Here is a 14,047-nt window from a genome sequence, read left to right on the forward strand (position 1 = left end):
TTTCATAAATCACTGAAAATCAACGTGATATAAAAGTGTAGTTACTTGTGGAACAGGGTCTAGTTTGCGACTTGTCGCTTAAAGCTTGCCCCCTGTCGGGGCTTTTAACTACACTTTTTGTAAGATACTGAAAATCAACGTGATACAAAAGTGTAGTTACCTGTGGAACAGGGTCTAGCTTGCGACTTGTCGCTTGAAGCTTGCCCCCTGTCGGGGCTTTTAACTACGCTTTTTGTAAGCTGCTGAAAATCAACGTGATACAAAAGTGTAGTTACCTGTGGAACAGGGTCTAGCTTGCGACTTGTCGCTTGAAGCTTGCCCCCTGTCGGGGCTTTTAACTAACAAATTCATAAACCACTGAAAATAAGTATACTATGATTTTGTTAGTTGTCTCTGGAACAGGAGGCAACTTGAAGCACCGATATACATCGGTATCTAAGGACTTGTTGCTTAAAGCTTGCTCCTGTCGGTGCTATGGACTATTGTACTAATGATCAAAAAAAAACGCCTACTTCATCGAAGTAGGCGTTTCCATTAAAAATAATAAAGTGTTAAACAGGTGTATTTGAATAAAATTCTTTTGTCACTTATACATTCTACCAAGAATGAAAAAGTAACCGGAATAATAAAACTATCTTAAACTTTTTTTGATAAAACTTATGATTTACGAGTTAAAACGTTGAATATCAATGCTTTATTTTTATAAAAAAAATCTGTTTTATTAGAAAAAAGATTCAAATAGAGATACAAACCTATTAAATTTTGTTTACAAACAGTTATACAACCTTTATTTTTGTAAAATATTTTTCTTAGCCTAAATTTTTTATACAGAAAATACTATTCCACTTTCTAAAGATTTTTAGGTAACATTTATAAATTTGCGAAAAATGAATAGCAGTATTGAGCATATTTGTTTGTATCAAAAATGTTGCTGACATCAAAAATTCAATCAATGTGGTAGCTTTCCTGATATATCAGGAAGATCACCATTTGGCAGGGAGCTGCCCTATGGAACACTTAATTAAAACAATTATTCAATACTCAAATGGTTAGTGAATATGAGCGTAGAAACTAAAAATCCACAGGCCACTCAGGTTCTTTCTGAAAGAATCAACCGTTTGGCAGAGTCTGCCACCATCGCCATGGCAAAAAAAGCCCGTGAACTGGAAGCTAAAGGGCAGGCTGTAATTAAACTTAACTTTGGTGAGCCTGATTTTCAAACCCCTGATCACATCAAAGCTGCGGCTAAACAAGCAATTGATGATGGTTTTACTTTTTATACGCCTGTTTCAGGGTATCCACAGCTTCGTCAGGCCATTGCCGATAAGCTAAAGCGAGACAATGGGCTTAAATGGGAAGCTGAAAATATTGTGGTTTCTACTGGTGCCAAACAGTCACTTGCCAACGTATTGATGTGCTTGCTTAATCCAGGCGATGAGGTAGTAGTATTTACTCCTTATTGGGTAACTTACCGCGAGATAATCAAAGTAGCCGAAGGTAAGCCTGTAATGGTGAGTGGAAGCCTTGAAAATAACTTTAAAGTTACTCCAGAACAGCTTAAAGCTGCCATTACCCCCAAAACCAAAGCCATTTTATATTCTTCGCCCAGTAACCCTACTGGTTCGGTATACAGCAAAGATGAGCTCAGGGCTTTGGCTGATGTGCTCAAAGCACATGAAGATGTATTTGTAATTGCTGATGAAATCTATGAGTATGTGATTTTTCAGGACGAATACGTAAGCATGGGGGCATTTGAAGATATGCATGACAGAGTAGTTACTGTCAATGGTTTTTCAAAAGGCTTTGCCATGACTGGATGGAGAGTGGGGTATTTGGCTGCACCTACCTGGTTAGCCAGTGCTTGCGACAAGCTTCAAGGGCAATTTACCTCAGGTACTTGTTCTATTGCCCAAAAAGCCGCGTATGCTGCCATTACTGGTGATTTGGCACCTAGCCACGACATGGCTAAAGCTTATTTGCGTCGCCGTGACTTGGTGCTTGATTTGATGAAAGACATCAAGGGTTTTAAAACTTATTTGCCTGATGGGGCATTTTACATATTCCCTGATGTGAGCTATTATTATGGCAAAAGCGATGGTGAAAATACGATTAATAACTCTATCGACTTGTGTATGTACATTTTGAACAATGCACACGTATCATTAGTACCTGGCGAAGCCTTCGGAGCTGATAACTGCTTGCGTTTTTCGTTTGCAGCATCTGACGAAGACTTAAAAACAGCCATGCAACGGATTAAAACAGTATTAGAGAAACTAAACTAGAAGTAAGCTGTTAGCCTCAGCGACAAGTTACAGGTTGCATTATACTACCTGTAGCTTGTACTTTGGCAAAGTAGGCTAAACAGCTCATTAAGATATGCAATACGACTCGATAGAAGCAATATTTGACGCTTTTTCTCAGCAAAGGATATTAATTATAGGCGATGTAATGGTAGACTCCTACCTTTGGGGAAAAGTTGAGCGTATTTCTCCTGAAGCTCCAGTGCCCATTGTGCAGGTTCAACAGCGCGAAAAAAGATTGGGTGGAGCCGCCAACGTAGCGATGAATATACAGGCATTGGGCGCTGAGCCTGTGCTATGCTCGGTGATAGGGAATGATGGCAGTGGTACCGATTTGCTCAATTTGCTTGATGCTCACCGACTACCCAAAGAAGGTATGCTACAAAGTAAAGAGCGCATTACCACTATCAAACACCGTATTTTGTCGGGGCACCAACACATTCTGCGGGTAGATCATGAACACACAACAAACCTTACTCCTACAGAAACCCACAGTTTGTTGGCGTTGGTTAAAAAACTGGCTGCCTCTTGTCAGGCCATTATTTTTGAAGATTATGACAAAGGGGTGTTGGGTGAAGAGTTGATCCAGGGGGTCATCGAATATGCCAATGCAAAAGGGATTCCTACCATTGTCGATCCTAAAAAGAAGAACTTTTTGAATTACGCTGGCGCTACTTTGTTTAAGCCTAATTTAAAGGAACTAAAAGATGGATTGAAAATTGAGTTTAACGCCAAAGATGCCAACGAATTAAAAGACGCAGTGGTCAAGCTTAAGCAAACACTTCAGGTAAAACAAGCCCTTGTAACTTTATCAGAGCTAGGCGTTTATATGGACAATGGGAAAGACAAAGTACACATCCCAGCACACTTGCGCTCTATTGCAGATGTATCAGGGGCAGGTGATACACTTGTGAGTGTAGCAGCCTTGTGTTTGGCATTGAATACCTCTCCTCGATTTACTGCTGCCTTGTCGAACCTGGCAGGTGGACTCGTTTGTGAACATCTTGGAGTGGTATCTATAGATAAGCAATTGTTATTGAACGAAGCAATCAAACATAATATACTCCAGCCATGAATCAAAGAGCAAGGTTTACAGAACAACTCAATCACCTGTTGTATAGTAATCAAGAGCGTATTGCCCATATTTTACGCATCATTAATAATGTCAACACCTCAGCCATTATAGTGTTGCTATTGTATTGTTATGGAGCAGACCTCGAAGCAGATGATATATCGTCAGTGTTTAACTGGCTGGAGTTGAACATTTTTGTCTATGCCTTGCACTTCTTAGTTCGTTGGCTATATGCGCTCAATAGGCGAGTATTTATTACAGGAAACCTCTTTGAAACCATATTAGTAGGTGTTTTCTTATTCGTAGGACTCACCAATGCCTTGGGATTATACCTGTTTTATAATATTTTTCTTTTACTGGAGTTTGCCGATTATCGGGTATTCTATGAATCGATCATTGCTACTTATTTGGTGGCATTGTTGTCTTACTCGGTGGTGCGTTCCAGTCAGGCAGTTTCTGACCTTAAAATTAACCCAGCCACCACCTTCATAGCAAGTTTTATTCTCTTGATACTGATAGGTACCGGCTTGTTGATGATGCCGGCAATGTCTACTGCTCCTGGCGGAGTCAACTTTCTGGATGCCTTGTTTACCTCTACCAGTGCTTCTTGTGTAACCGGGTTGTCGGTGATTTCGGCAGCATCAGATTTTAGCGTCAAAGGGCAAATCGTGATCCTGTTTTTGATTCAATTGGGAGGAATTGGAATTGTGTCGTTTGCCACTTTTTTTGCTACTTTTTTGAGCCAGGGAGTAGGTATCAAGCAGCAGGCGATCATTCAGGATGTGTTAAGTAGCGAAAACCTTTCATCGGCACGCAACCTTTTGAAGCAGGTAATTGTGCTTACTTTTATTATTGAGGTTTTGGGTAGTATTGCCGTGTTTATGACCTGGAACAAGGATGTAGTCTTTTACACCCCTGAATACAAAGAAGAATTTACCCTCAAAAAACCTTTTATTGATACTACAGGCACTGGGCAACCTGGCTTGGTAGATACAGTGAAAATTGATACTGCTGAGATAAACATTGATGAAGGTTTGCCTACTTTTGGCGAAGAAAAAGAAGTGACTCAAGTATCTACTGACAGCACCCAAAAAAACGACACTAATACAAGTAGTGTGGCAAGTACCGACCCCTCTAACACTGGAGTACCCGCCAATTTAAGAATCAACAATAGCCTGGGCAATAAGATCTATTTCTCTGTTTTTCACTCCATTTCGGCGTTTTGTAACGCTGGGTTTAGTTTGTTTCCTGATGGTTTGTACCAAAAAGGAGTACGCAGTAGTTATATTCTACATTTGGTGTTTGTGCTCATCATTACCTTTGGTAGTTTGGGCTTTTCAGCAATACAAGATATTTTTTCACCTAAAAACATGCGTGAAAGACTGGCAATGCCCTGGAAACAATGGTCATTGGGTACCCGTATTGCCGTAAACATGACCTTATTTCTAACTATTTTGGGGGCTGTAGGTTTCTATTTCTTAGAGCAAGGCAAACCAGCCCTTCAGGATAAAAACTTGCTAGAGTCAATCATTACATCTTTGTTTCAGTCTGCCACTACCCGTACTGCAGGTTTCAATACGGTTGAACTTGGACTGTCTACCCCTTCTTTACCCAGTTACATTATGATCATATTTCTGATGTTTATTGGAGCTGCTCCCGGGTCTACCGGAGGAGGAATTAAAACTACTACTTTTCTGCTTTTAATTATGTCGGCAATAGCCAATATACAAGGCAAGAAAACCGTAGATTTAGGGAGGCGCCAAATTGCTCAAGACGTCATTTCGCGCGCTTTCTCTATTGTGGCCTTTGCTATTACCTACAATTTTGTTTGTATGTTTATTTTGGCCATTACCCAACCCAATGCCCCTTTACTACAGCTGTTCTTTGAGCAAATCTCAGCATTTGCTACAGTAGGTTTAAGTACAGGCATCACAGGCAACTTAACCGAAGGAAGCAAAATTGTGATCATTACTAGTATGTATATAGGCAGGGTAGGAACATTGACGCTTGCACTTGCCTTAAGTAAAAAAGTAATTAGTACCTCGTATAAATATCCTACTGCACATGTAATGGTAGGTTAGAACGAACTCAACTTGAGTTAAACCCAATAAAAAAAAGCCTGTATTTTCAGTCAATTGTTTTGGCTTAGTTTGGTCATTCTGACTCAATGCTACTGCTTTGCCTGGTTTGAATTAGAAGGCATTTATTTTGTGATATTTCAAATATACCCAACGGCTAACAATTAGGTTGACACATTCCAGTTCAACAACATCTTTTAGTATCTAATAAGTGATCATTCATCTCAAAGGCTTCCTGCATCTTACTTGAGGTTATTACTAACTATCTACCAGCTTTCCAGCCCTAATAATGCATTGATGACCTCTTTGTTTTCCGGTAATTGTATAATTTGTTCTTGTATTAATCGTAAATTAATTAGGTGTTAAAACTTTAATGAGTCATGAAACATCGCATAAAAATAACCCCAATGCTTAAAAACGGCTAATAATTGTACCTTTAGTAAAACACTTAGACTTTTAAGAAGGCCAAAGTCAGTACTTTCAAGTGAGTTTACTCAAAACTCACGTTTTGCTAATTGTTTAGAAATCCATTGAATAAGAAAAATTTGTATATTTACCACATACTACTTAAAGGCTTGGTTAAATTCTGTTGCCAGTGGTAAAGTCATTTTTTTAGCCTGAATTGTAAGGTTTGACCAAATTTTAAAACATATAAGTACCAAGGCAGCATTAAACATACCTAAAGAGTAGGTGTAACTACCTTATGATGAACAAGTTGCTCTTACTTGTAGCACCGATATACATCGGTATCTAAGGACTTATAGCTAATTACTTGCTGCTACTTACTCCATATAACTTTTACTCAAAACAATGAATTCAGAAAATAAAAAACGCATTATTCAAACCAGTGACATAGCCAAAACTTACCATATGGGAAGTGAAGTAGTCAAGGCGCTTAAGTCTATCTCTATTGATATTTATCAGGGAGAGTATGTGGCTTTTATGGGACCTTCGGGTTCGGGCAAGTCTACACTGATGAATATTATAGGTTGTTTGGATACGCCCACCAGTGGCACTTATATCCTGAACGACAATGATGTAAGTGACTTGACTGAAAACGAGTTGGCAGAGATTAGAAATAAAGAAATTGGGTTTGTTTTCCAGACATTTAACTTATTACCCCGAAATACTGCCCTTGAAAACGTAGCCTTACCACTGATATATGCGGGCTATAATAAATATGATCGGGAGGAAAAAGCCTTGTCTGCCCTTACAAGCGTAGGTTTGGGCGATCGTTATCGGCATAAACCCAACGAAATGTCAGGAGGACAACGCCAACGGGTGGCAATTGCCAGGGCTTTGGTAAACGATCCCAGTATTATCCTTGCAGATGAGCCCACGGGTAACCTGGACTCTAAAACCTCTTATGAGATTATGGATTTGTTTGATGAGTTGCACCAAAAAGGAAATACCATTATCATGGTAACACACGAGGACGACATAGCCCATTATGCACATAGAATAGTACGTTTACGCGACGGGTTGGTAGAAACAGACATCATCAATACCAATGTTACTCGTCCCGAAAAACCTACTTCTATGCCTGAGTAGAAAATAAAAAAAGAAACATAAGAACGCCTGAGTTGAGATAAAATTAATAGCATTGAGTAGCATACCCAATACTCCGCAGTGATTTTAGTCAAAGTTGTTTGCTGGTTATCAGTCATTGATGAATTTAAAAACTATTTAATTGTGTGTTTAGGCATAAAACCGAAACACTTTTAAAAATAAAGTGAGTACGCAATCTTAATATAAAATACTGGTTTACAGCATTTAACAAGGTGAACATTTACTCGAATCAGCTATGGACTATTGACTAAATACTATGGACTATTGATACCTAAATAAGTAAACAAACTGATCAATTAATAGCACTATAAACATTCATGAGAGCATGCTGATGACCAGATGCTTATCAAGTATTATTAACCAATTATTACAATGACACCACTTGTTGCCGAATTACAGGATTTGGAGGTATTTGAACAATTTGTGCTGGATGAAGCCCATCACCTCGAAAAAATTGAGCAATACCTCAATCGTTTTAACTTGTTTGAAGTATTGGGGGTTGATACACAAACCCAACAGCATTCTAACTTTATTGCCTGGTTGCTTGATCCTAAAGGCTCGCATGGTATCGGGCAGTTTTTTTTGAAGCAACTTATCACTCACTTTCATTATTTGAGCAAACCTGACAAAATCAGGTATAGCTTGGGCGATTTTGAGAAAACCGAAATATTAAGGGACTATGAGGGAGTAGATATATTGGTGTTGAATGATGAAGTAAAGTTTACTATTTGCATCAAAAACTTTTTGGACATACCATTGTACAACGCTGAAGAGGTACTGCAACACAATTACAAATTGATAGAAAACCGATGGCCAGGTGATGAATATACCAATTACTACCTGTATATTACCCCCCGACATCCTTTGAGATTTATCAAACAAGAGGTTTATTTTCAACATTTGGCTTATAGTACCCTTAGGTCAATGATAAACCAGGTGCTGACGCATGCTTACCTGGACACTCAAGTAGCATTTTTTATACAGTCATACATTGATAGTGTAGATAAAAACATGATGGAGGACGACGAACACATTCGCCTGGCACAGCAAATTTATAAACGGCACCACAAGGCAATTGAGTTTATCATGCAGCATAAACCCAACCTGTCAGGAATATTTACGCAAGTAAGGCAGTATTTTCTTGCCGAACGCCATACCGAGTATAAGTTGCTTACGCCTAATGATGCACGGGTGATAAGAATATTGCCCCAGGAGGTGTACCCTATTTTTGTGCGCGAGCAATTTGCTTCATGGGAAGGCTCAGGAGCTATGTTTGCCATTGAACTATTTTTTGAAGCAGAGCGTATTTGGGTTCAATTCTGCTTTGGGGGTATTTGGGGGCATAAGAACAAACCAGAAGAAAAGCATCGCCTACAACAAATCAAAACCAGGTATTTTGATCGAATGAAGACTTTTTCTTCATTACAAAGTGCGTTGGTACGTGATGCAAAACCTACCTCTAGCTATCCATCCATTGCTAACTTTACTTTGCTTAAAGCTGAAGAACTTTCGTTAGATACCCCTGATATGTTTGATGTGTTTTTAGAACGTTTCAAGTACTTCGAGCAAGAGGTTATTCGGCATTGGAAACATGAAGTTTTGCTTCACTTGCCCTAATAAGGATTAAAGATTTTTTTTGCCAAACTTTATTTTTGTAAATATGGTGCTAAGCTTTCAAACATTTTGTACAAACCCAGGGCTTGTACAAAATGTTTTTTGAAATACAGATAGCCCGTTTTCAATGACTTGGGATGGCTCTAAGAGAATTGATATTTATAGTAGATATAGTTATATTTGTCTTGCAATTTAATAGGCTAAATGAAAATATATACCAAAACCGGAGACAAAGGAAAGACATCGTTGATTGGAGGAACCAGGGTGTCAAAATCGCACTTGAGAATAGAAGCTTATGGCACAGTAGACGAGTTAAACTCTTATATTGGGCTGTTGAGCGATCAGCCAGTGAATAAACCACATCTGGCAGTATTGAAGGAAATCCAAGACCGCCTGTTTACCATTGGGTCATCGTTGGCGTCTGATCCTGAAAAGTCTAAAATGAAAATTCCTGATTTGCTGGAAACGGACATTGCTTTGCTGGAAAGCGAAATGGATAAGATGAATGCAGTATTGCCTGAACTTAGGGCGTTTGTATTGCCAGGAGGACACTCATCTATCTCGTTTGGACACATTGCACGAACAGTATGTCGACGAGCAGAACGAATGGTCATTGCTTTGCAAGAAGTAGATTTTGTGGCTGATTTGGTGGTACAATACCTCAATCGCCTTTCTGATTACTTGTTTACTTTGTGTAGGGCAATGCACCAATACATGGAGATAGCAGAAACCCCCTGGCAGCCCCGGATGGCTAAAAAGTAACCCCGGGTAAAACCTGATAAAAAATGATCATTTTACAGGTAGACAACATTCCTTGAGTTGATATAAGTTGCGACTCTATTTTAGTAAGTGTTACAAAGTTATAACACAGATATTCACGTAAAAAAATCACATAATGACAGAGACAGTAGAAGAAAAGTTAAGCATTAGGACAGAGAAAGTAGAAAAGTCACGTTTGCCTGAAGTTGATTTTGAAAATTTACCATTTGGGCGTGTGTTTTCTGATCACATGTTTGTTGCTGATTATAAAGATAATGGATGGCACGACCTAAGAGTTGTTCCTTATGCCAATATATCTTTTAGTCCGGCAATGTCTACTTTGCATTATGCACAGTCTATTTTTGAAGGAATGAAAGCTTATAAGCGAGCCGATGGAGGGGTATACTTATTCAGGCCAGACGAAAACTTTAACCGTATGAATATTTCGGCAAACCGTATGTGCATGCCCGAAATACGCGAAGAAGTTTTTATGGACGGCTTAAAAGAGCTCATTAAACTTGATCAGGGTTGGGTCCCAGGGCAAGAAGGAAGCACGCTTTACATTCGTCCGTTTATGTTTGCAGCTGATGATTTTATTGGGGTGCGTCCATCAGATACCTACAAGTTTATGATTTTTACTTGTCCGGTAGCCAGTTATTATGCGGAGCCGGTGCGGGTGCGTATCGAAACTGACTATACCCGTGCTGCAAAAGGAGGGGTAGGCTACGCCAAAACTGCCGGAAACTATGCAGCATCTTTGTATGCTGCACGCAATGCCCAAAAAGATGGTTATCACCAAGTGATTTGGACTGATGGAGCCGAACACAAATACATTGAAGAGTCAGGAACAATGAACTTGTTCTTTAAAATAGATGGAACCCTTGTTACTGCGGCATTGGGCGATAGTGTTTTGAATGGAATTACCCGTAAAAGCATTATACAACTGGCAAAAGACTTTGGACAACCTGTAGAAGAACGTCGCATTAGTGTAGAAGAAATAGACAAAGCACTGAAAGAGGGGAGGGTAGAAGAGGCTTTTGGTGCAGGTACTGCTGCAGTAGTATCTTCTATTAAAACCGTAGGGCACCAAGGGACTGATTATGACTTACCACCAATGGTAGAAGGAACCTTTGCTTATAAGGTAAAAGAAACTTTGCACAACATTCGTATGGGCAAAGTAGAAGATAAACATCAATGGATGGTGAAAGTAAACTAAATAAAATCAACCATAAAAGACCACAAACTTGCAAGTTTGTGGTCTTTTGGTTTACAGGCATAAGACTTAAACGAATACAAAAAAACTGGCAAAGTACCTTGTTTTACGATCAGACTTTTATAAATTGTACACAGTATCTTTCATAAGGTGCTACTACTAAAATTACCAACCAAATATTAAAATAAAGGTAGTTGAGCTTGTTTCACAATCTCTAAATCACCTATTGTATGGTAGAAATAATCAGTCTTGAAGGAACCGAAGATACTCCAAAAATCGTTTTAGATCCTAAAAATGGAGTATTTGAATTTACTGGCAGGTCTTTACCAGAAGACGCCATGGATTTTTATGAACCAGTAGTAGAATGGTTTGGCAGGTATAAAAACAATCCCAATGCCCAAACCAAAGTAGTCTTTAAACTAGAGTATATCAACTCAGCTTCTACCAAAGCTTGTGTAGATGTACTGAAAGCCTTAGAACCTATCCCTCATACACAGGTGGTATGGGTCTATGACGACGAAGATATAGAAGACCTGGGAAAACAATTTGCCCGCTTGGTGGAAGTCCCCTTTCAGGTTACCCGAGAAGAAATGTAGCTGTAAACTGGCTGAATTACTCACAAAAAACTGCGATTATCCTTTAGGGTAATCGTTTTTTTGTTTTCATACAAAAAAAATAAAAATTTAAATAATTGATTTTAAGAGGGTTATATATTATTTGAATGTTTTCATACAAAAAAAAGCCAGGCTGTTAAACCTTTGCTCTACATTACACTCTAAGGGGCATAAGTTTATTAAAAACGAAGAACAAAATTTTTATCTTATTATTTAAAAATTTACACAAATGAAATTGACTAAATATTTTCTCGGATTTTTCTTGGCTTTTGCCCTTACTGTAGCGTTCAATAGCCAAACCCAGGCTCAGTCTACCCCCAAAGTAAAAAAGCGTCAGGTAAACCAAAAGAAACGTATTCGCAACGGAGTAAAATCTGGGGAGCTTACTAAAAAAGAAGCTGCCAAACTTCGCAAGCAACAAAGAAATGTCAAAGCCACCAAACGTGCTGCCAAAGCCGATGGTAAAGTGACCAGAAAAGAACGTAAACAAATTAAACGTAAGCAAAACCGAGCAAGCAAAAATATTAAACGTAAAAAACATAATAACCGCAAACGCAAAGGCAATTAAATCTTTACAGTTTGATTGATCAGAAGACCGAAGGTAACAGCTTTCGGTCTTTTTTTGTTTGTATGATATTGCCAAAAATGTGTAGGTAACCTTATTACCTGAAATAGGTAAGTGAGTTGGTTGGAAAACACGCTTTACCTTGCAATGCTTTAGAACGATGACAAACATTACCAGTGATTAGGTACAGGAAAGAACCAGTGTTTTAAGTATTTGAAATTGAGTATATGAATGTTTTTTTTTATGACTCTATAAAACTTATCATCCAATAACTTTCCTGGTTTTTTCTCTTGTAAACATAGTGTTAGCTTCTGTACCTAAAACCTGGCAATTTCGAAGGCAAAATTTAGATGAAAACTGCTTACTTTGCTGCAAGCAGTTTGAAAACAGGTTTACCTCACTACAAAAGGTTTACTTACATGTTGTTTATCTGTAACTACGTGTAAAATATACATGCCTTTGTGTTGCTGAGCATTATTCCAGGTAAAGGTTTGCTTACCTGGCAATAGCTTACCTTTGAACACCTGAGCAATTTTTTTACCTTCCATACTCATCACCTGTACTACCCCATAAGCAGCCTGTGGCACATTGAGTTGCAAATGAATGCGGCCTTGTGAAGGATTGGGGTACAACGTAGTGATAGTGGCAGTATTTTCGGGCGATAAACCTACCGGATCATCTTTACGGTATTCAAATGCCCCTATGTCAAAAGTGGCACTGTTGGGGCGGTTAAAACCACTAAAATCAGCGTTGACTCCAAAACTTTTAGCTGCATCCAAACCTGCATCTATTGCTTTAGACCCCTCCATTAGTTTAAAATTGTTGGCGTTGGCTTCTGGGTTTTTGGCATTGGCAAAATTTACCTCACTTATAGTAGGAGCAAAAATATTGTTTTTGATAAACTCTTTAGCAGCATCACGTAACTCTTTAGAATTAAAATCTATATAGTTCTCATCAAATCCCTTCCAGAACGATTCTTTTTCATATTTGATGTTAGGTGCCACAATCAAGTTGTTATAAAAAATCCGGCGCCAATCAGCTTTTTCGTCCTGTTGTAAGGCAGAAGAAGAGTTGTAAAAAATACCTGACACTCCTGCTCCAATAATGGTGTTGTTGATAAAGTAATAGCCCTCTCTGAAGTCAAGCCTATGCCTTGACAAACGGTTGTGAGCAAAAATGCCATGTCGTTCTGAATTGACAATGATGTTGTTATAAAAGAAGGTATCTTGATTAGAAATGATCTGCACTCCTGAGCCCTTGAGTTGATTGGGATCATTAGAGTTATTTTTGTAGGCACTGAGTTGGTAAATAAAGTTGGAGTAAAACCTGCCTTTGGTGCCGCCACCAATCGAAAAGCCAAAGTTTTGGAACAGTTCTTTTTCAGTTCCATAGCCTATCACTGTATTGTTGTATACCCTGGTATCTTGTACAGCAAGGTTGATTTGTATGCCATCCCAACCTGCCCTTTCTATCAGATTGTTATAAATATGTACTGATTTTAGCAAGTGGGCATACATAGGCTTGCCACTACAGTATTTGTTGGTATTTTCATAACCACCAGTATGACCAATATACATTCCTTCGCCTTCGGTATCGTGAATGTAGCAATCATGTATTTTAAGGTCTTGCAGCGTAAAATTAGGGCGCCAAGTTTCAGCTTTGTTACACTCAGGGTCAGTTTTTGCCATAATTCCGGCAAACCCAGTGTTTTGTACCTCCACATTTTCTACTTCTATATTGGTAGATAACCCCTTGATATCAACCCCTGTACCCACCGCTTTTTGTACTTTAAACCCATATTTTACCGAAGCATCACCTGCTCCAGACAACTTGACATAGCGACTGGCTAAAACCCGGATGCCATCATTTGTCACTACCTGCCCTCCACAGTTTTTAATAATCACTGGTGCACCATTGCCCCCTACTATATTAATAATCCGGAGACCGTTATACACCCCAGCTTCAATACACAAGGTGTTCCCTTGACGTATTTTGTCATAAGGAGGTTGAGTACCGTCTATTTGACTAAAACCATTGACAACATCACTGGGCTTAAACGTAAAGTCGCAACCACAGTCTTGTGCAAGGGTAGCCTGTAAACAAAGTAAAGAGAAAAGCGAAAGGAAAAAAAGACGTTGAACATTCTGTATGTGAAACATGACGTTTTCTTGATGCAAGAACTGCCAAACCACCTTATGTCATATTCTATACCTCAATATTGCTTAACAAAACACATAGCAATGCTATCTGGTGATAGTTTTCA

General features: G+C 38.8%; 10 protein-coding genes. 9 read left to right on the forward strand and 1 reads right to left on the reverse strand.

Annotation, left to right across the window (positions count from 1 at the left end; genetic code table 11):
- Positions 1-1,058: 1,058 nt before the first annotated feature.
- From M23134_RS18435 to M23134_RS18480, 9 genes are all read left to right on the forward strand, one after another.
- Positions 1,059-2,282 carry a pyridoxal phosphate-dependent aminotransferase gene (locus M23134_RS18435; RefSeq protein WP_002698615.1) on the forward strand — a complete coding sequence of 408 codons (1,224 nt, stop codon included), beginning with the start codon at positions 1,059-1,061 and terminating at the stop codon, positions 2,280-2,282.
- Positions 2,283-2,376: 94 nt separating this feature from the next.
- The gene (locus tag M23134_RS18440) at positions 2,377-3,375 is read left to right on the forward strand and encodes a bifunctional heptose 7-phosphate kinase/heptose 1-phosphate adenyltransferase (RefSeq protein ID WP_002698616.1); all 999 of its coding nucleotides are present in this window, start codon (positions 2,377-2,379) and stop codon (positions 3,373-3,375) included.
- Positions 3,372-5,453, forward strand: a complete 2,082-nt coding sequence (locus M23134_RS38450; protein ID WP_002698617.1) for a TrkH family potassium uptake protein — start codon at positions 3,372-3,374, stop codon at positions 5,451-5,453. The genes M23134_RS18440 and M23134_RS38450 overlap by 4 nt, the downstream gene beginning before the upstream one ends.
- An 807-nt stretch (positions 5,454-6,260) precedes the next feature.
- Positions 6,261-7,001 (forward strand): ABC transporter ATP-binding protein, encoded by a 741-nt coding sequence (locus tag M23134_RS18455; RefSeq protein ID WP_002698620.1) that lies wholly within the window; start codon positions 6,261-6,263, stop codon positions 6,999-7,001.
- A gap of 390 nt (positions 7,002-7,391) precedes the next feature.
- Positions 7,392-8,636 carry a PD-(D/E)XK nuclease family protein gene (locus tag M23134_RS18460; protein ID WP_002698622.1) on the forward strand — a complete coding sequence of 415 codons (1,245 nt, stop codon included), beginning with the start codon at positions 7,392-7,394 and terminating at the stop codon, positions 8,634-8,636.
- A 201-nt stretch (positions 8,637-8,837) separates the two neighbouring features.
- Entirely contained in the window at positions 8,838-9,395 is a 558-nt protein-coding gene (locus M23134_RS18465) for a cob(I)yrinic acid a,c-diamide adenosyltransferase (RefSeq protein ID WP_002698625.1), read from the forward strand.
- A 133-nt stretch (positions 9,396-9,528) separates the two neighbouring features.
- Complete coding sequence (locus M23134_RS18470; protein WP_002698627.1) at positions 9,529-10,608, forward strand: branched-chain amino acid aminotransferase; 1,080 nt, start codon at positions 9,529-9,531, stop codon at positions 10,606-10,608.
- Between the two features lie 227 nt (positions 10,609-10,835).
- Positions 10,836-11,201, forward strand: a complete 366-nt coding sequence (locus tag M23134_RS18475) for a DUF1987 domain-containing protein (RefSeq protein ID WP_002698628.1) — start codon at positions 10,836-10,838, stop codon at positions 11,199-11,201.
- A gap of 247 nt (positions 11,202-11,448) precedes the next feature.
- Entirely contained in the window at positions 11,449-11,787 is a 339-nt protein-coding gene (locus tag M23134_RS18480) for a hypothetical protein (protein ID WP_045113843.1), read from the forward strand.
- Between the two features lie 389 nt (positions 11,788-12,176).
- Here M23134_RS18480 and M23134_RS18485 read toward each other — a convergent pair whose 3' ends face one another.
- Positions 12,177-13,943 (reverse strand): choice-of-anchor Q domain-containing protein, encoded by a 1,767-nt coding sequence (locus tag M23134_RS18485; RefSeq protein WP_002698632.1) that lies wholly within the window; start codon positions 13,941-13,943, stop codon positions 12,177-12,179.
- Between the last annotated feature and the right edge of the window lie 104 nt (positions 13,944-14,047).

This window comes from Microscilla marina ATCC 23134 (genome assembly GCF_000169175.1).
Taxonomy (GTDB): domain Bacteria; phylum Bacteroidota; class Bacteroidia; order Cytophagales; family Microscillaceae; genus Microscilla; species Microscilla marina.